Genomic DNA, 17,353 nt, shown 5'->3' with positions numbered 1-17,353 from the left:
TTTTGTATCACATTTCAGGAAGCCGTAGAGATTTTGCGGATCGGATTTTTCCGCATCGATCGCTCCATTTAACGAGGCCCGATCGGGTAGGGGCGTACCGCTGTACGCCCTCCAACCGGGTCGATCGGTTGCCATGAATTGACAATTCGAGATTTCGCGTATCGGAGGGCGCATGGCGATGCGCCCCTACGGGAATTGATCGATTTTTTCCGCATCGATCGCTCCATTCAACAAGGCCCGATCGGGTAGGGGCGTACAGCGGTACGCCCTCCAACCGGGTCGATCGGTTGAGTGGTCAGAATTTTCGGTATATGGGAGAAAAATCAACCATTTCATCACAATTTAGCCTTACTTCCATCCAACCGACGGGATGATCGATTCAGTTGATCATTGACATTTAAGGATTCATATTTTCTCAGCAGTTTGATGCGATCTTAAGGATCACGCAAACTAATCACTCAGAACAAAAGTAAGCGCAATGACTGTAGTAGCCGTGTTGGGCATGGGGTTAATGGGTCGGGCCGCGGCCGGGCGGCTGGCAGCAACGGGGCAGGAGGTGCTGGCTTGGAACCGATCGCCCGAGGCTCTGGAATCGTTGCAAGGGATCGATCGCCTGAACACCACGACGGACTTGGCAGCGGCGATCGCCCCGGCCGATCGGGTGGTGTTGTGGCTGGCGGATGGGGCCGCGATTCGATCGGTGCTGCTGGATAGGGCGATCGGGGCGCTGTTGGCGGACAAAACCGTGGTGCAAATGGGGACGATCGCCCCGGAGGAAAGCCGGGCGATCGGCGCGGAGTTGACCGCTTTGGGCTGTGACTATTACGAAGCGCCCGTTCTGGGCAGCATCCCCGAACTGAGCGCGGGTAAGTTGCTGTTGATGGTGGGGGCCACGCCGCAGCAGTTTGAGCGCGATCGGGCTTGGTTGCAAACCTTTGGCCCTGAGCCGCTGTTGGTGGGGCCCGTGGGGTCAGCGGCGGCCCTGAAACTGGCCATGAATCAGTTGATTGGGTCGCTCACCACGGCTTTTGCGGCCAGTTTGGCTCTGGTGCAGCGGGAAGGGATTGCCGTTGAGACCTTTTTGCAGATTTTGCGACCCAGCGCCCTCTACGCGCCGACCTTTGACAAGAAATTACAACGGATGCTCGATCGGGACTTCGATCGCCCCAATTTCCCCACGAAGCATCTGCTGAAGGATCTGGACTTGTTCAGCCAGGCGGCGGGGGCCCAAGGAATCGAGACGGCTCCGGTTCAGGCGGTGCGGGCGGTGGTGGAACGGGCGATCGCCCTGGGATTGGGCAACACGGACTATTCGGCGCTGTTTGCGGTGATCGCTCCGGCAACGGAACCGGAACCTTAGGCCGATTGGGCAGCGGCGTGAATGGGCGATCGTTGGGGCGATCGTTTTTAAAATGAGCTTTGGGCTACGGCGGCCGTTGCCAACGGTCATGGTGACCGCTGTTTAGCCCTTGAAGCTTTCATCGATTCATCGTTGAATAGTTATCCTGAATTTATTATCCCCGATCGCCCACCCGATCGACCCGCCTGCTCCCATCCCCTAGACCCCAAGTTGCTGCCATGTCCTCTGTTCTGTTGAATCCTGTCGATCGCACCACCGGGCCCCGCGCCTGTCGTGTCTACATCGTCGGTGCGGGCGTGGCGGGCTTGTTGACCGCTTGGGCCATTCGCCAAACGGGCCAAACGGAACTGCCCTTGGTGATGGTCGATCGCGCTGCCACGCCGGGGGCGGGCCTGACGGCAGGCAATGGGCGCAGCTTGACGGCCACCGAAGGGCTGGTGGCCGGCGGTCTCACGGCCGCGCAATTGGCCCAGGCCTTTGAAACGCCTGTGGATCAGGGGGGCTATGCCTATCCGGGGTTTGTGGCTCAGGGGGCCGATCGAGCCGCGATCGGGGCATTTTTGGAGCGGGCGCGGGTTCAGGAAGCCACGGCGGCCGATCGGGAGCGGGCCATGCTGCAATTGGGGTTCCGCAATTTGCACCTTTGGCGCGAGCTGGCTGCTCAAGATCCGCACCTGGCGGCCCGCACCGGTTTGCAATTGGGGGCGAAACTGCGGGTTTATCAGGGGCCCCAGGCTGAAACCAAGGCCAACCAAGAGGTGGCGCGGCTGCATCGGGCCGCAGGCGATCGCTCCGTGGCGGCCCTAGTGTCGGTGGCGGAGGCCTTGGCCTTGAATCCCGGTTTGGCTCCTTTTTTGGGAGCGGCGGCCTTTGCGGGCCAAATCACCCGCCAACCGGGGGGCGCAATCCATGCGGGCCGATTGGTGGCGGAATTGACCGATCGGTTGAACCAAATGGGGCGAATTCAGTGGCAACTGAACACGGAAATTGCCGGAATCGATCGGGATGCCAGCGGTCAAATCCAGCAATTGCGGGCCCACCAAGGGGGCAAGGCGATCACCCTCGGTCGCGCCACCGATCGGTTCATCTTTGCCACAGGATTTGATCCGCTGCTGGAACAAAGCGGCGCGGTCAGCCAACCGCTCTTCCCGATCGCGGGCACATCGATCACGTTCTCCATTTCCCGATCGGCGATCGCCCAGGGTCTGACCTTTCCCCGCCGGGCCTGGAAACAGGACGGCAGCGCCGGGCCGTTGGTGATCAGCCCCACCCTGATTCCGGCGGCGGCTTTTCTCGATTGGTTGGATCAGCAGCGGGCGCTCGATCGCCTGGCGCTGGATATGAGCGGGGAGGCCACTGATTGGATCGATCGCACCTGGGCCGCGGCCTGGGGCGATCGGCTCATTCCCCTGGATGTTTTGGATCCGCGTCGGCTCGATCGATTCCAGCCGGAAGCCCTGGGAGCCAACGCCGGAAATTGGGAAATTCGGATCGGCGGCTGCAAGTTCTATCCCGGGGTCGATCGGCCCCTCGATTTACAACACCCCGGCGCACGGTGGGCCCTGCAATCGCAACTGAGGGCGGCGGCGCAGTTCTTTCCGGAGCTGTGGGCGCTCCATGGCTCCCCCAATTTGGAGTCCGAATCCCCGGATGGGGCGGTGTTGGCGGCTCTGCAACCCTGGGTGGGGGCGCGGCCAGTCCATGCGGATGGCCAATCAACGGTGGCTCCCTGTGGCCCCAATGGGTTCGTGATTACGGGAACCGGGTCTTGGGGTTTGGCCAGCGGCCCCGGCAATGGGCAACGGGCGGCCAGTTGGCTGGCGGATTTACCCGCCGCGATCGACTCCTAAAAGATCCAGGAAATCAAGATCCAGAAAATCAAGAAACCAGCACCCAGAAATCAGTGCCCAAACCAGCGGCCCAAAATTCATGAGCCGCCCAAAACCAAAAGGCGATGGCCATTGAGACCACCGCCTTTTTGGGCTTAAAAGTTCAGGTTGAAAACCAAGGGCCGGGTCAATTACAGACCGTTCGCAAAGGTTTGGAACACGCCCGACTGCACCACGGAATAAACCGCGTAAGCGAAGGCCGCGCCGCCGATGCCACCGATCGTGAAGCCGCCAGCGAACTCACTCCAGCCTTCCTTCGTGCCCAACTCAGCGGGCACTTCGGACACGGCCACGGAGGCCAAAGGAGCCTTGGTCGTCACGTTGCCATAGACCGACAGGCACAGCGACAGAATCGTCACCAAAATAATTGCTTCAATCAAGCCCACCAAAGTGCCGTAGCTGGTGTTGCGGAATTGGCTCGTGAAGGCAAAGGGCCCAAACAGCAAATAACCATGGGCCATGCCCACTTCCAAACCACGACGAATCGGCGACAGCCCCTTGCGGTAGGCCGGCAGATTTTGAATCAAAGCCTTCGTAAAACCAGAACCGGAGATCGGAGTCACCAGATCGCCGACCTGGGGATCGCCGTTATGAGAAACCACGTCCAAAGCCATAGTTTTCCCTCTAGAGGTTAAGCGTGCAATCAGCGGGACAAAGCGTTTTCAAAACTGGTTGTTTGGATCGTGGGCCGGTGTTCTGGCTGCCCTTTGGCAGACCCAACCCAACGCCCAAACTGCGATCGCCCTTTATTTAGAAGGGCGGCACCAAGTAATCCGGATGGAACCGGTTGAATTCAATCAACAGGCCAGCGGTGAAGGTAACCCAAGCGGCTGCCAACACGGGAGCCGAGGACAAATAGCGCTGCAAGTCTTTCATGGATGGTCTCCGAATCCAGATCTCTAAAAACAGGGGAGTGGGGGTCGATCGGCCATGGCCCAGGCGGGAACGGAAACGGGGCGATCGCTGATAACAGGGAAGCGATCACCGGGTCGGTTGGTTGTGCCTCCCAGCCCCAGGCGATCGCTCACAGAATCAGTTGTTTGCCAGCAACGGAGGCTGACCGATCGAGGTCGTCATCCGATTTGTCACCATAAACCTGTGCCCTTACCGCACCCCGGTAAACCAACCGGGTTTAGCGAGGCGAAACCGTAATTTCGCTGTCTTTGGCCAACAACTTACCGCTGCTGAATTCAGCCAAGGCCGCTGCGGGCCAAGCCGCACCACCCAAGGAGCACTTCACAGCCAAAGGCACGTTGATGATGATTTCGCTTTCTTCGGGGCTGTCACCCTTCTTGACGGCTTGCAGGTACGAACGACCAGCCCAGCCAATCCAGCCAGCGATGTACAGGAAAGCCAAGCTCGGGATCGTGAATTCTGCCAGGTGAGACAGGTTGCCATCGGTGATCAAGTGAGGCAGACCCTCTTCACCGCACAGCAGCGTGGAATACTTTTCAAAACGAGCTTTCGCCTGGGGCGTGGTGGCTGCTTTGGCGCGTTGGACGAAGGCAGCGTTCTGGCCGCAGGGGGTCAGGTTAGCGTAGTAATCTGCCTTAGCCGGGGCAGCAAACCCAAACCAGAGGCAAACCGCTAGCGCAATTGCAAACAACTGACGCATAGATTGTTTCCTTTCTTTATGAAACAATACGTTTCTGTTACAAATCACGGCAATTTGTCGCGAGAACTTTGCCCAATCGCCCCGTGGGTTTGGATCCCTTTAAGGAGGAACACCAGACCGCGCAAGGCTAGGCAGAGGGCGCGTTTGAAGTCTTCGGCCGAAACCAGTTAGACTTCAACAAATGGCCAATACTGCCCCTCACCATATCAGCCAAATTCCCAACGATGGCGACTGCTTTAGCAATTGAAACAAGTTGTGATGAGACGGCGGTGGCGATCGTAAAGAATCGTCAAGTGCTGGCCAATGTGGTCTCGTCGCAAATTGCCCTCCACCAGCCCTACGGCGGCATTGTGCCGGAGGTGGCTTCCCGGGGCCACGTGGAAACGATTAATTGGACGATCGCCCAAGCGCTCCAGGAATCGGGTCTCGATTGGGGGGCGATCGACGCGGTGGCCGCCACCAGTGCGCCCGGTTTGGTTGGGGCCCTATTGGTGGGGCTGACGGCGGGCAAAACCCTGGCCATGCTGCACCAAAAACCCTTTTTGGCGGTGCATCACCTGGAAGGCCATATCTGCGCCTCCTATTTAATGGAGCCAACGTTGCAGCCGCCGTTCCTGTGTTTGTTGGTTTCTGGGGGCCACACCAGCTTGATTGCGGTGCGCGACTCGGGTGTTTATGAAACGGTGGGTCAAACCCGGGATGACGCGGCGGGGGAGGCCTTTGACAAGGTGGCGCGGTTGATGGGCTTGGGCTATCCGGGCGGGCCCGTGATCGATCGCCTGGCGGCCGAGGGCAATCCCAAGGCTTTCAAGTTGCCGGAAGGGCGCGTTTCGTTGCCGGAAGGGGGCTTTCATCCCTACGATTGCAGCTTCAGCGGCCTGAAAACGGCCATGTTGCGATTGGTGCAAAAACTGCAAGCGGAATCCCCTGAGCTGCCTTTGGCGGATTTGGCCGCCAGCTTCCAAGCGGCGGTGGTGAATGCCCTCACCAAGCGGACGATCGCGGCGGCACAGGATCTGGGCCTTTCGACGATCGCGATCGGGGGTGGGGTGGCGGCCAATCGTGGCTTGCGGGCAACCCTGGCGGCGGCGGCGGAACCCTTAGGGCTACGGGTTTTGTTCCCGCCCATGAAGTTCTGCACCGACAATGCGGCCATGATTGCCTGTGCGGCCGGTGAACATTTCGATCGGGAGCGACAATCGCCCCTCAGCACCGCCGCCCAATCGCGCCTGGGTTTGGAACAGGTGCTAACGCTCTATCCGAAGATGGAACCCCCGAAACAATCTCCCTGGGTGCTGGAATCCCTGAAGACCTAGGAAGGTTGGGCAATTCCCGTTGAATGATCGGAGCCAGATCCACAGGGACGATTTCCGGTTAATTGAGCAAGAGCGGTGGCCCTCAAAAACAATGGGACTCCACCAGGGAACTGGGCGATACCCCTCCCATCATCGCGCCACTGTCCCAAGTCAGATCAGAAAACATTGAGGGCAGCGGTAACCGCAAGCAGAAACTGCTGCCTTCTCCCAAGGTTGAGTTCACTGTCAGCTCGCCCTGATGTCGATCGACCACAATTTGGCGGGCGATCGCCAAACCCAACCCCGTGCCACGCCCCACGCCTTTGGTCGTGAAAGCCCAATCAAAAATGCGCTGCTGCACCGCTTCACTCATTCCAAAGGCATTATCACGAATCCAAATTTCCACCGATTGTTGATCGGGTGCTAGGAGGGTTTCGATCGTGATGGTTGGCTGCCGAGTTGCCAATTCCATAAAGGATTGTTGATGGGTGGCTTCATCGAAGGCATCGATCGCGTTAGCCAACAAATTCATAAAAACCTGGTTGAGCTGTCCCGGAAAGCAAGGCACTTCCGGCAAGTTCCCATACAGTTTTTGAACCAAAATTTCTGGGCGGCGATCGCTCGCTTTCAGGCGATATTTCAAAATCAACAAGGTACTATCCAAGCCCTCATGGATATCTGCCAACACCTGAGCATCTTCATTATCACTATCCGATCGCGAAAAAGTTCGCAAACTGGTGCTAATTTCTGCGATGCGATGGCTAGCGGCCTTCATGGAATCGAGAATTTTGGGCAAGTCTTCGCGAATTAAGTCCAGCTCAATATCTTCCGCATGATCCAAAATTTGGGCACTCGCTTCCGAGTAGGTCTGTTGATAACAGTCCAAATGCTCCATCAAATCTTCCAAATAGTCTTGAATGTGCTCAATGCTGCCCCGTAAGAACCCGATCGGGTTATTAATTTCATGGGCAATCCCTGCCACCAGGTTTCCCAGGGCAGACATTTTTTCACTTTGAATTAGGTGCAATTGGGAAGCTTGCAGAGCCGCATTTTTTTGATCCAAATCCTGTTCTAATTCTTTGGTCAGCGATCGAATTTGCAAATGGGTTTTGACCCTTGCGAGCACTTCTTGTTCTTGGAAGGGCTTCGTGATGTAATCAGCGGCTCCTAAGTCTAAGGCCCTAATTTTGCTATCCGTATCCGACAGCGCGGTCATAAAAATAATTGGCACCGATCGAGTCAAGGGGTCGGCCTTCAAGCGCTGGCAAGTTTCAAACCCGTCAATTCCCGGCATCATCACATCCAAGAGAATCAAATCCGGCAGTTCTCGCTGCACCTGCTGCAGCGCCCGTTCACCACTGGTGGCAATGGCCACCTCAAGTCCCGCATCGCTCAACGCTTCACAAACCACATCCAAATTCGTGGGCGTATCATCCACAATCAAAATCAAACCCGATAGCATATTGGTCATGAGAACTCTCCAAAGGTTGATGGCTGACTGGTAATGGCTGACCCAACAATGGCCGGCTCAGTGTGATCTTCGCTGGGCAGCGATTGATCTTGACTGGCCAGGGCCGTTTGCAGCAGGGTTTCAATCCGTTCCGCTTGGAAGGTTTTCGCCAAAGATCGCAATTCCTTCCAGAAGGATTGCAGTTGCGGATCTTGGGTTTGCAGGGGGTCAATGACTGCCAAGAGTTGTTTTAAGCGTCCCCGCTGGGCCAGATCTAGCAGATTTTCCAGGGTTGCCCGATCGGGTAAATGAATGGCTTTTTGTTCAGTGAATTCATCTGTTAAATGGGCTGCTGTGGATTGAGAACCCGCAGCAACATCCTCCGATTCATAGCGCCAAACCACGCCCAAATAGCGCTGCAAACTGTCCAGCAAACTTGCCATTGACACTGGCTTGGCCAGAAAATCATCACCACCCGCTTCGATGCTAGTTTGGCGATCAAGTTGCGTCACAGAAGCAGAAGAAACCAAGATTTTTAAGTGACAGAGCAGCGGATCATTGCGGACTTTTTCCAGCATTTCAAAGCCATCCATCACAGGCATGGCTAAATCCGTAATCACCAAATCTGGGAGTTGATTGGGAATCTGCGATCGCAAATAGTTCAAGGCCACTTGCCCATTTTCCGCTTCGACCAAACCAAATCCCAGCGGCTCTAGAAATGCCACCAGCACCGATCGATTCTCGGGGCGATCGTCCACAATCAGCAAATTGCGCTTCGCCCCCTCATAGCCCACCACCAATTGACTGTGGGACTCCAGCAACGGCACTTGCCAGCGATCAGTTTCTGGGAATGACAACTGGAACGAAAAAACACTCCCCACGCCCAAGGTACTTTGTACTTGAATGGTTCCGCCCATCAACTGCACCATTTGCTGGCTGATGGCCAAACCCAAACCAGTTCCTTCGGCATTTCTGCGGCGATCGCCCACCTGCTCAAAGGCCGTGAACAAACGCCCCAACTGATCGACACTCATGCCAATGCCCGTGTCTTTCACCACGAACCGCAAGCAAGGTTGTGCTGGTTGGTGGGATTTTGCGGCGGTTTCCACGGGGCGATCAACCCATTGCACCTGCAACGTCACCGATCCCACATCGGTGAACTTAATGGCATTGCCCAACAAATTAATTAGCACCTGACGCAGGCGTTTTTCATCCAACAACAACCCCTCCGGCAAAGGGCGATCGGCTTCATAGATAAAATTCAGTTCTTTCTGTTCGGCACGGATTTTGCAAATTTCGATCACACTTTGCAAAAATGCTGGAAAATTCACCGGAGCGGGCAAAATTTCTAGCTTTCGCGCTTCGATTTTAGACAGATCTAAAATGTCATTAATCAAATTCAACAGATGGGAGCCACATTGGTAAATCACCGTTAACCCATGCTTCTCCTTTTCGGTCATGGTGCGCGATCGCAGGAGGATTTGGGCATAGCCTAAAATGCCATTCAGCGGTGTTCGCAATTCATGGCTCATATTGGCCAAAAATTCACTCTTGGCCGTGTTAGCCACATCCGCCGCCTCTTTGGCTTTGGCCAGGGCCACCGTTTGCTGTTGGGCTTGATTTAGCAAGGCAATATTTTGGGTAAAAATCTGCTCAAATGTTTTTGCCAAAAAGCCGATTTCATGGTCAGGCATTTGCGGAGGCAAGGTGAAAGTCATGCCTGCTTGGCTAACCCCGATCGCCTGCTGAAGCTGATTCAAAGGCCGCAACACCAGGCGCTGCAACAGCAGAGTTCCCAAACCCAAAATGCCAATGATGCCAGCCCCCCAAGTCACCATGGAAGTCAAAAAACTCTGGCGAATTTCCAAGGCCGTTTGCTCTTGATCCAGCATTACCACGGCCAACCCTCGTTTCCCTTGCACCTGAAAAAGCGTGCTGCTAAAGGGCATCAGGCTCACCAACACCGATCGCCCCTGCAATTGCATGGGGTAACTGGCTTCGACCCCCGAAGCGGCTGCCCCTTGAATCGGTTCCGCCAGTCCAGGATATTTTGCAGCATAGGATTGGTTTTCTAGGAAGCCGGAACTATGGGTTAAAACCGTGCCATCGGGTCGCAAAATGGCAATTTCCAACACCGTTGGCAGGGTGGCATAATTTTGCACCACTCGCCGCAAAATGCTCTCTTGGCTAATTTCCAGCAGTCCTTCCGTCGCAAACTGCAAACCTTGGGTAATGGCAAAGGCCCGCTTGCCCATCTGGTTTTGCAATTGGGCCGAAATCAGGTGATAGTTCACGCCCAAAATGGACACCCCGATCGCCATCAGGGAAATTCCTAGCTTGCTGAGGAGCTGCCGAGCCAGGCTGCGGGCAGGGGCAACCGCTTTGGGAGATTTGGGCGATGGGGTAATGATGATTGTCCCGGACTTTTGGTCTGGGTTTTGGCTTGAAATTAGGGTTTCCATTGTTCAATTGCAGTCATCATCGGCCCACGATCAAACTCAATATCTTCACGAATAACCTGGCGATGGCGCGGGTCTAACTTCAGCAACTGCACAATTTCATTTTTAGCGGCTTCAAGACGACCCTCAAACATCCGGCGATTCAATTCAACTCCACCCTTCAACAGGCCGGAGTAGTCCTTAGCAACGGATTCTGGCGTTTGGCCCAACTGACGCGCAATGCTGGCAAACACGCGATCGGGCTGGGTATCCACCGCATGAATCGCATCCAACCAAGCCAACATGAGTTGGGTTAATTCCGCTTGATGATTCGCCGCAAAGCTAGCCCGCGTGGCCAATCCATCAATCACCAAACTATCCACATCTTTGGTGGTAAAAATCACTTTGCCTTTAATTTTGGCCGCCGTTTCACTCAGCAATGGTTCCCAAACCACCGCCGCATCCACTTCGCCTTTGGACAACAACTGCACGGCAATATCGTTGGAAACGTCTTTAATTTTCACGTCCGTTGGCTTCAGTTGCTGAGACTGCAAAGCCTCTAGCAAGATCAGATGGCTGACGGTTCCCAACTTGGCGGCCACGGTTTTGCCCCGCAAATCTTTCACCGAGGGCACGGACGATCGCGCCACAATCCCATCGGAACCATGGGAAATGTCCGCCACCATCACATAAGCCGGGCGATCGTTCCCCGGGTCTACCTGCATTGCCTCCCACAGGGGCACAAAACTGGCATCCAACGAGCCGCGAATGGTAGCCCGAATATTATCTTGCTGATTGGTGAAGCGCACTAACTCCACCTGGAGACCGCGCTTTTGGAAGAGGCCCGCTTCTTTGGCGTAGAGGGCAATCATGTAGCCGGGCCAATTATTCATCCCTACTCGCAAGGTTGGCAGCTCGCGATTTCCACCGGCCAAGCAGCCATGAATCACCAGGCTCAGAACGAATGCACAAACCAACAGAAATTGTGGGAACCGTTTGGGTCGAAATTTTTGGGGAACCATCATTTTGGAGCCATCAGTTTTAGCAATGAAGAGGATAGGAGCAGTGAGTGGCAGGCTCACTCTGAGCCGAGGGCCGATCGGTCATTCAGACCGAACCACAACAACAGATGGCAATTCAACTTTTTTAGGATTATTTTATTTTTTCTCTGATTCATAGTCTCAGGATTTAGCTTTCACAGGCCGCTTTACAAGCAATGCCGGAACAACCAGGATTGATCAATACAGATTTTCTGGTTTAAATTGATACCAACGTATCGGGATCAAGGGGGCAAGATCGTGACAGAGACAGGTAATGGGCAGGGGTAATGCTTCGAAATGCTCGAACTAATTTACGAGTTTTTCCGGACTTTCAAGGTAGCACGCCCGTTTCTCCATTGCTAGAATCCGATCCCAGCAGTTGACAAAATTTATAATTAAGTTCCCAATTCAGGAATCAACAATCAGTATTTGCTCTATGATTCTCAGATCAAAAATTAGTTGATTAATTTCAATTAAATCAACTAATTTTTTCATTTTTCAATCACAAAGTCATTAGTGATTAATTCTCGAATTTTCATCAAAAGATCGCATGGCAGAGATGCAGATTTCGCTTGTTTAAATCTTAGGTTATGCTGCCTTTGGGAGTTGGGCTGAGCGCTTTAACCATCTTGTAATTCACAAAACTTTCGCCTCGAACACTTACGGTCTGGGGAGAGAGCATAAGAAAGCCCATCGCTTCAAAAAAAGGGCGCGCTGTGATGCTGGATTCAACTTGCAATTGTTGAAGGGAACGATCGAGTGCTTCGGTTTCTAGGGTCTGGTAAAGCTGCCGACCCAAACCACAGCGTTGATAGTTTTTGTGGCAGTAGAAGCAATCAATATGCCCATCGGGTTCCAATTCACAGAAACCCGCGATCAGGTAGCGATCGGGTACTGACCGATCTTCAGCCACGATTGTCCAGCGGGTTTGGCTGCGTTCAGCCCAGTTACGAAACGACAAATCATCCGGGGCCCAAGCTTTCACCTGCGAGAGGCTGTAGTCGCGGCTGTTAATTTCTCGCACAGTATCGTGAAAAAGTCGGGCAATTGCCGCTGCGTCGCTGGGCAAGCCAGGGCGAATGACGATCGACTCAGGGCGATCGTCATTCGCCCTGGGAGGATCCACCTGCGATCGATCGGCCCTGGGTTCATTCACTCGCGGTTCAGGAACCATAGCTTTGGGAAACAAGAGCTTCGGGAAACGGGGTCAGCCCGTGGGTCAGGGGCGATCGACCATTAAATCGTGGACTCAGGCTTGTGATGGTGGGTTGTAATCGTTGGTTGTAATGGTGAGTTGCAATCGTTGTTTAACCCTGTTCCGATCGCCGTTTTCTGGCCGCTTCCTTGCGACGACGCAAATTAGCCGCAATCACGGATTTATCGATCGGGAAGCCCGCCGTGGGAATTTCTTGATAGCGCCGTTCTTCTTCGAGTCGCTTCAGCTCCGCAAAGGGAACCCAATGGATGCAGTTCACCGGGCAGGTGTCGATCGCCTCTTGGATCAATTCCTCAGGGTCACCGTCTTGGCGAATGGCTCGGGCCCGGCCATATTCCAGCTCAATGTAAAAGGTGTTGCGGGCTACGTGGGCGCAGTTTTTGCAGCCAATGCAGGTAATTTCGTCCACATACACGCCCTTTTGGCGCACCAGGCCGCCTAGCTCCGGCTCCAATCCGGTGCGATCGCCCAGGCCACGCAATGCACCGCCCAGCTCTGGCGCAAACCCGGGGCCTGCGTCATTGTTGACCCCCAGGTCGGTGGATCCCATTGCGGATCCCATTGCGGATTCCATTGGTGCTTGTGGTTCCTGATCCATGATTTTTCCTGCCTCTAGTGGCATAGCAAGCCGACAATCGGAAAAAACAAATCGGGGCAAGTTCCGAGTTTGGACTCTGAGAACCTGCCCCGATCGCAAGCGAGAAAACCTGGCGAGATCGCCACTGCTTTGGGCAAAGCCAGCGCTAGACAATGGAGACGACACGGCCGGTTGAGTCGTTGCGCAGAAAGGATCAAAGCCTCTCCCTTAACGAACCTTAACCATTCCAGCGTTGCAACACCAGACGGATCGATCCGTCCTCATTCTTGACCTGCTCGGCCACTTGGAAGCCCTGTTCAGCACCGCTGTTGATCACGGTGTGGAAGGCATAGCGCTGGGTCACTTGCTTCAGGAACCGATCGACCGAGCCGTTCAGTTGCCAAAATTGCATATCGGTCACCAGGGCATATTCCTGACCGTTCCAGGCAAAGCCGATGTCATAGCCGTTGGGCTGTTCGATCGCCACGTCGGCGGTTTCCGTTTGCCCCTGGTAACCACGCACGGTGGCGGGGCCTTCTTTCCAATCCATGCCCAGATCCGTCAGGGCGGCTTTCAGGGAAGTCAGGTTGCGAAGTTGCGTTTTGATTTGGCTAAAGTGCGACATGGTGGTTTTCGTTAACAGCGATCTGAACGGGTTGAACGATGCAGACCCCCCGGAGCAAGCGCGGCTGAAATTTTTAAAGCGCCGCTCCCGAATGGCTCGAAAGCTGCGCCTTAGAAATCCCAGAGTGCTACCACTCGCTGAAGGTTGTTTGGGCTTTGATCGAGGCCTCGCGATCCGCTTGGGCCCGAGCAAAGTTTTCGGAAGTTACCTCGCGGCTGATGACCCGCCCCAGTTGTGCTTCGATGGCGGCGGTCACTTCGGCACAGGAGGCCCCGATGATACCGGTGACTTTCTCCTGTACCCGACCATCGGGGTAAATGATGAATTCCAGGGTTTCCATGCAGGGTTTCCAGACTAGGCGGCCAACAGGCGGTCTCAAGGCCTTTGCACAAGTTCCCAAGCGGGATAACTCGTACCGGTGTTTGAGCACTGACTCGGGCGATCGCTTCGCAACGGGGAACCCAACGGAGGAGTTCCGGGCCGCGAAAAGCGCCAACCGAGCAAACCATGGTCTTTTTAGAATCGGGATTTCACCGAGTTACCGAGGGTCTGAAATATCGATCGAGAGTCGATCGATTCGGATCGTCCAAAAAACGATCCATTTCGAGACGCTTCTTGACAATTGTTTAAATTGAATAGGAGCGCTGACTTTGCCTTTTTGATAGTGTGGCGTAACTTCCGATCGCAGTCAAGGGACGCATTGGCAAGGGTTTGGGGCAATCGATTGGCCATTGAGCGCCCACCATTTATCGCTCGAAAGTATTGTCAGCTACCGGTTTGGGCAACCCACCGCCCAGGCAATCTCGATCGAAACCCGCCGAGTCCAAGCAGGTGGCCCGGCGATCGCGATTGCTGAGATTTACCGATCACTGCAATGATTGGGGGTTATCTTTTTCCAGCGTTTTCCCGCACTGGGAATTGGTTGGAATCTGTATTGTGGGAAGTTGTTGGAAGTTGATTGACCCGTTCAGTTTGGGGATTCCGTTATGAGTCATTCGGTTGTGGACTTGGCATCGGCGCAAATGGTGAATTCGGACAAGACCGGCGCAATTCGGGTTGGGGTGATGGGCTTTGGCGGTTTGGGCCAAGCGGCGGCGCGGGTGCTGGCTCCCAAGCGCGAAATGCTGTTGGTGGCAGCGGTCGATCGCGATGGCTTTGCCTACAGCCCCGAAGGGCTAGATCCCGATCGGGCGATCGCCACCTACCGCGATCGGGGTTCCGTGGGCCATCTGCCCGGCGGCTCCCTCAGCCCCACCAGCATCATCGAGGCGATCGAAGCCGCCAAGGGTAACGTTGATGGCTTCTTCCTGGCCCTGCCCAACCTGCCCAACACCTTCATGGCCGAGGTTGTCGAACAAATCATCGCCTCCGGTTGGCGCGGCGTGTTGGTGGATGCCCTCAAACGCACCAGCGCCATGGAACAGATCCTGGCCCTGGGCGATCGACTCGCCAACGCTGGCATCACCTACCTGACCGGTTGCGGAGCCACCCCCGGCCTGTTGACCGCCGCCGCCACGATCGCCGCCCAAAGCTACGCCGAAGTTCACAGCGTCAAAATCACCTTCGGAGTCGGCATCGCCAACTGGGAAGCCTACCGCGCCACCATCCGCGAAGACATCGCCCACATGCCCGGTTATGACACCGAGCGGGCCCGCCTGATGACCGATGCGGAAGTCGAAGCCCTGCTCGACACCACCAACGGCATCCTATCCTTGGAAAACATGGAACATGCCGATGATCTGATGCTGGAACTGGCGGGCATTTGCAGCCGCGATCGGGTCACCGTCGGTGGTGTGGTGGATACGCGCAACGCCAAGAAACCCCTCAGCACCAATGTGCAAGTGACGGGCCGCACCTTCGAGGGCAAAATCTCCACCCACACCTTCACCCTCGGCGACGAAACCAGCATGGCCGCCAACGTTTGTGGCCCCGCCTTTGGTTATCTGAAGGCCGGCGTTTCCCTGCAACGGCGCGGGCAGTTTGGCCTGTTCACCGCCGCTGAAATCATGCCCCAATTTGTCCGTTAAGGCCGATCTGGCCAAGCGACACCCGCCCGAAGCGATCTGCACGGCGGGTCTCGCTGGCTACGGGGCGATCGGCCCTAAAGGCCTATCATCGGTCTGAATTCTGAACTTTGAATTCTGAACTTTGAACGTTGGTCAATGCCCTGATCAATCGTTCAATTCAGTCATTCAATTCAGGCATTCGATTCAATCACTCGATCCATCAGCCGGGTCAATCGCGACTAAACCCATGGGGCGCTACTTCCTCGGACGAATTGGGGTGGCAATTCCAACGCTGCTCGCCATCAGTTTGATTATTTTTGGCATCCTGGCCCTGGCCCCCGGCGACCCCTTGGGTGAATTTGCCGCCAACGGGGCCCTCTCCCCCGAGGTGCGATCGCAAATTCGCGCCTCCCTGGGGTTGGATCAACCCGTTCACATCCGCTATGTCAAGTGGCTGCTGTCCCTGCTACGGGGCGACTTAGGCTACTCCTTCGTGAGTCGAGTGCCCGTTTTGGAATTGATTAGCCAACGGTTACCCACCACCCTGGCCGTGGTGGGGGTGGCCTATGGATTCAGCGCCCTCATTGCCCTGCCGTTGGGGCTAATTGCTGCCCTCAAGCGCCATGGCTGGGTTGATCGCACAGCCACGCTCATTTCCTTCATTGGCTTTTCTCTGCCGCCCTTTTTCACGGGCTTGCTGGTGATTTTGCTGTTCAGTGTGCAACTGCGCTGGCTGCCCTTTATCTATGACAGCAACCTGCAAGTGGTGGATTTCGCTAGCCTGGGAGAGCAGATCAAGCAGTCCATTATGCCGATCGGGGTGTTGGCCCTGTTTCAAACGGCCGGACTGATGCGGTTCACCCGTGCTTCGGTGCTGGAACAGGTCTATCAGGGCTATGTGCGCACGGCTCGGGCGAAGGGACTACCGGAATGGATCGTGGTGGGGCGGCATATTTTGCGCAATGCCTTGATTCCCGTGGTGACGTTGGTGGCGCTCGATGTGCCAGCGGTGTTCACGGGGGCGATCGTGACGGAGCAGGTGTTCCGTGTGCCGGGCATTGGCTCTTTGCTGGTGGACTCCATCCAGCGCAACGATACGCCCGTGGTGATGGCGATCGCGTTTATCTATGCGATTTTGATTGTGCTGTTCAATCTAATTGCGGATGGCCTCTACGGAGTTTTGGATCCGAGGGTGCGGCTCGATCGCTAGCCCGTTGTCATCCCAACCCGATTAACTCGCCCAAATTCACCAACCAACTCGCAGCTCAATTCGCAACTCAACATGGACGGGCAGACAGGTCAGACAATTTTGTATTTGGGCTTAATCGCCATGGCCTTGGTGGGCGTTTTGGGATCCTTCATCCCCGCCATTCCGGGGCCCAGTTTGGTGGTGTTGGCCGTGGTGATTTGGGGAGCCGTCAAGGGCTGGGCCCTGGTGACCACGGCCCTGTGGGTGTCGATCGCCGTGTTGGTCTTGAGCCTGTTAATCGACAACCTGGCGGGCATCATTGGCGCACAAAAGGCCGGAGCCAGCCAGTGGGGGCAAATTGGCTCGATCGTGGGGTTGCTGTTGGGGTTCTTTGGCCTGTTGCCGGCCCTCCCGATCGGAGGGCCTTTGGCAGGCATTTTGTTGGGGCCGGTGTTGGGGGCCGTGGTGGGGGAAATGCTCTACCGGCGCACCATACCACTCGTGCCCCGCTTCAAAGTTTCCCTAAAGGCGGCTTTGGGCATCCTGTTGGGATCCATCATTGGCAACGTGATTCAAGGACTGTTGGCCCTGATGGCCGCGATCGTGTTTGTGGGCACGACCTGGAATCAGGCGATGTAACTTTTCCCCGAGCC

General features: G+C 55.6%; 17 protein-coding genes and 1 pseudogene. 6 read left to right on the top strand and 12 right to left on the bottom strand.

Annotated features, from left to right (window positions below):
• The first annotated feature begins 478 nt into the window (after positions 1 to 478).
• Positions 479 to 1,360, top strand: a complete 882-nt coding sequence (locus H6G53_RS03165) for an NAD(P)-dependent oxidoreductase (RefSeq protein ID WP_190530894.1) — start codon at positions 479 to 481, stop codon at positions 1,358 to 1,360.
• Positions 1,361 to 1,578: 218 nt separating this feature from the next.
• Positions 1,579 to 3,210, top strand: coding sequence for an FAD-dependent oxidoreductase (locus H6G53_RS03160; protein WP_190530893.1), 1,632 nt, complete (start codon positions 1,579 to 1,581; stop codon positions 3,208 to 3,210).
• A gap of 170 nt (positions 3,211 to 3,380) precedes the next feature.
• Here the strand turns inward: H6G53_RS03160 and H6G53_RS03155 are convergent, their stop codons facing one another.
• From H6G53_RS03155 to H6G53_RS03145, 4 genes are all read right to left on the bottom strand, one after another.
• Entirely contained in the window at positions 3,381 to 3,863 is a 483-nt protein-coding gene (locus tag H6G53_RS03155; RefSeq protein WP_099532390.1) for a photosystem I reaction center subunit XI, read from the bottom strand.
• 136 nt (positions 3,864 to 3,999) lie between these two features.
• Positions 4,000 to 4,125 (bottom strand): photosystem I reaction center subunit IX, encoded by a 126-nt coding sequence (gene psaJ / locus H6G53_RS03150; protein WP_099532391.1) that lies wholly within the window; start codon positions 4,123 to 4,125, stop codon positions 4,000 to 4,002.
• Positions 4,126 to 4,148: 23 nt separating this feature from the next.
• Entirely contained in the window at positions 4,149 to 4,277 is a 129-nt protein-coding gene (locus H6G53_RS18890) for a hypothetical protein (protein ID WP_255508539.1), read from the bottom strand.
• 104 nt (positions 4,278 to 4,381) lie between these two features.
• Positions 4,382 to 4,864: a Photosystem I reaction center subunit III gene (locus tag H6G53_RS03145; protein WP_099532392.1), complete on the bottom strand. Its 483-nt coding sequence runs from the start codon at positions 4,862 to 4,864 to the stop codon at positions 4,382 to 4,384.
• A gap of 224 nt (positions 4,865 to 5,088) precedes the next feature.
• Between H6G53_RS03145 and tsaD the strand changes: the two genes are divergently transcribed.
• On the top strand, positions 5,089 to 6,180 hold the full coding sequence (gene tsaD, locus H6G53_RS03140; protein ID WP_190530892.1) for a tRNA (adenosine(37)-N6)-threonylcarbamoyltransferase complex transferase subunit TsaD: 1,092 nt from the start codon (positions 5,089 to 5,091) through the stop codon (positions 6,178 to 6,180).
• A gap of 82 nt (positions 6,181 to 6,262) precedes the next feature.
• Here tsaD and H6G53_RS03135 read toward each other — a convergent pair whose 3' ends face one another.
• The 8 genes and pseudogenes from H6G53_RS03135 to H6G53_RS03105 form a co-directional block, all read right to left on the bottom strand.
• Positions 6,263 to 7,186, bottom strand: coding sequence for a sensor histidine kinase (locus H6G53_RS03135; RefSeq protein WP_370567777.1), 924 nt, complete (start codon positions 7,184 to 7,186; stop codon positions 6,263 to 6,265).
• Positions 7,187 to 7,255: 69 nt separating this feature from the next.
• Positions 7,256 to 7,621: pseudogene (locus tag H6G53_RS19130) on the bottom strand (response regulator); the annotation flags it as partial.
• Between the two features lie 5 nt (positions 7,622 to 7,626).
• Positions 7,627 to 10,071, bottom strand: coding sequence for an ATP-binding protein (locus H6G53_RS03130; RefSeq protein WP_190530890.1), 2,445 nt, complete (start codon positions 10,069 to 10,071; stop codon positions 7,627 to 7,629).
• The gene (locus tag H6G53_RS03125) at positions 10,059 to 11,069 is read right to left on the bottom strand and encodes an ABC transporter substrate-binding protein (RefSeq protein WP_255512331.1); all 1,011 of its coding nucleotides are present in this window, start codon (positions 11,067 to 11,069) and stop codon (positions 10,059 to 10,061) included. Before H6G53_RS03125 ends, H6G53_RS03130 begins: the two co-directional genes overlap by 13 nt.
• A 601-nt stretch (positions 11,070 to 11,670) precedes the next feature.
• Entirely contained in the window at positions 11,671 to 12,261 is a 591-nt protein-coding gene (locus H6G53_RS03120) for a GNAT family N-acetyltransferase (RefSeq protein WP_190530888.1), read from the bottom strand.
• Between the two features lie 133 nt (positions 12,262 to 12,394).
• Positions 12,395 to 12,865: a 4Fe-4S domain-containing protein gene (locus tag H6G53_RS03115; protein ID WP_370567200.1), complete on the bottom strand. Its 471-nt coding sequence runs from the start codon at positions 12,863 to 12,865 to the stop codon at positions 12,395 to 12,397.
• A 253-nt stretch (positions 12,866 to 13,118) separates the two neighbouring features.
• The gene (locus tag H6G53_RS03110) at positions 13,119 to 13,505 is read right to left on the bottom strand and encodes a DUF1257 domain-containing protein (RefSeq protein ID WP_099532397.1); all 387 of its coding nucleotides are present in this window, start codon (positions 13,503 to 13,505) and stop codon (positions 13,119 to 13,121) included.
• 127 nt (positions 13,506 to 13,632) lie between these two features.
• Entirely contained in the window at positions 13,633 to 13,845 is a 213-nt protein-coding gene (locus H6G53_RS03105; protein ID WP_190530887.1) for a DUF2997 domain-containing protein, read from the bottom strand.
• 682 nt (positions 13,846 to 14,527) lie between these two features.
• On the opposite strand from H6G53_RS03105, the gene H6G53_RS03100 reads away from it, so the two are divergent.
• The 3 genes from H6G53_RS03100 to H6G53_RS03090 all read left to right on the top strand — a co-directional run bounded on the left by H6G53_RS03100 (position 14,528) and on the right by H6G53_RS03090 (position 17,339).
• The gene (locus H6G53_RS03100; RefSeq protein WP_190356249.1) at positions 14,528 to 15,532 is read left to right on the top strand and encodes a saccharopine dehydrogenase-like oxidoreductase; all 1,005 of its coding nucleotides are present in this window, start codon (positions 14,528 to 14,530) and stop codon (positions 15,530 to 15,532) included.
• 226 nt (positions 15,533 to 15,758) lie between these two features.
• The gene (locus H6G53_RS03095) at positions 15,759 to 16,721 is read left to right on the top strand and encodes an ABC transporter permease (RefSeq protein ID WP_190530886.1); all 963 of its coding nucleotides are present in this window, start codon (positions 15,759 to 15,761) and stop codon (positions 16,719 to 16,721) included.
• Positions 16,722 to 16,793: 72 nt separating this feature from the next.
• Positions 16,794 to 17,339 carry a DUF456 domain-containing protein gene (locus H6G53_RS03090; protein ID WP_190356245.1) on the top strand — a complete coding sequence of 182 codons (546 nt, stop codon included), beginning with the start codon at positions 16,794 to 16,796 and terminating at the stop codon, positions 17,337 to 17,339.
• Positions 17,340 to 17,353: the final 14 nt, after the last annotated feature.

This window comes from Limnothrix sp. FACHB-406 (genome assembly GCF_014698235.1).
Classification (GTDB): domain Bacteria; phylum Cyanobacteriota; class Cyanobacteriia; order CACIAM-69d; family CACIAM-69d; genus CACIAM-69d.
Note: the sequence above shows the minus strand (reverse complement) of the source record. Positions and strands in the feature narration are given on the sequence as shown.

What these genes read in the sequence shown, in the direction of transcription:
- H6G53_RS03165 (WP_190530894.1), top strand. Translation starts at nt 479, where the DNA reads ATGACTGTAGTAGCCGTGTTGGGCATGGGGTTAATGGGTCGGGCCGCG.
- H6G53_RS03160 (WP_190530893.1), top strand. Translation starts at nt 1,579, where the DNA reads ATGTCCTCTGTTCTGTTGAATCCTGTCGATCGCACCACCGGGCCCCGC.
- H6G53_RS03155 (WP_099532390.1), bottom strand. Translation starts at nt 3,863, where the DNA reads ATGGCTTTGGACGTGGTTTCTCATAACGGCGATCCCCAGGTCGGCGAT.
- psaJ (WP_099532391.1), bottom strand. Translation starts at nt 4,125, where the DNA reads ATGAAAGACTTGCAGCGCTATTTGTCCTCGGCTCCCGTGTTGGCAGCC.
- H6G53_RS03145 (WP_099532392.1), bottom strand. Translation starts at nt 4,864, where the DNA reads ATGCGTCAGTTGTTTGCAATTGCGCTAGCGGTTTGCCTCTGGTTTGGG.
- tsaD (WP_190530892.1), top strand. Translation starts at nt 5,089, where the DNA reads ATGGCGACTGCTTTAGCAATTGAAACAAGTTGTGATGAGACGGCGGTG.
- H6G53_RS03130 (WP_190530890.1), bottom strand. Translation starts at nt 10,071, where the DNA reads ATGGAAACCCTAATTTCAAGCCAAAACCCAGACCAAAAGTCCGGGACA.
- H6G53_RS03125 (WP_255512331.1), bottom strand. Translation starts at nt 11,069, where the DNA reads ATGGTTCCCCAAAAATTTCGACCCAAACGGTTCCCACAATTTCTGTTG.
- H6G53_RS03120 (WP_190530888.1), bottom strand. Translation starts at nt 12,261, where the DNA reads ATGGTTCCTGAACCGCGAGTGAATGAACCCAGGGCCGATCGATCGCAG.
- H6G53_RS03115 (WP_370567200.1), bottom strand. Translation starts at nt 12,865, where the DNA reads ATGGGATCCGCAATGGGATCCACCGACCTGGGGGTCAACAATGACGCA.
- H6G53_RS03110 (WP_099532397.1), bottom strand. Translation starts at nt 13,505, where the DNA reads ATGTCGCACTTTAGCCAAATCAAAACGCAACTTCGCAACCTGACTTCC.
- H6G53_RS03105 (WP_190530887.1), bottom strand. Translation starts at nt 13,845, where the DNA reads ATGGAAACCCTGGAATTCATCATTTACCCCGATGGTCGGGTACAGGAG.
- H6G53_RS03100 (WP_190356249.1), top strand. Translation starts at nt 14,528, where the DNA reads ATGGTGAATTCGGACAAGACCGGCGCAATTCGGGTTGGGGTGATGGGC.
- H6G53_RS03095 (WP_190530886.1), top strand. Translation starts at nt 15,759, where the DNA reads ATGGGGCGCTACTTCCTCGGACGAATTGGGGTGGCAATTCCAACGCTG.
- H6G53_RS03090 (WP_190356245.1), top strand. Translation starts at nt 16,794, where the DNA reads ATGGACGGGCAGACAGGTCAGACAATTTTGTATTTGGGCTTAATCGCC.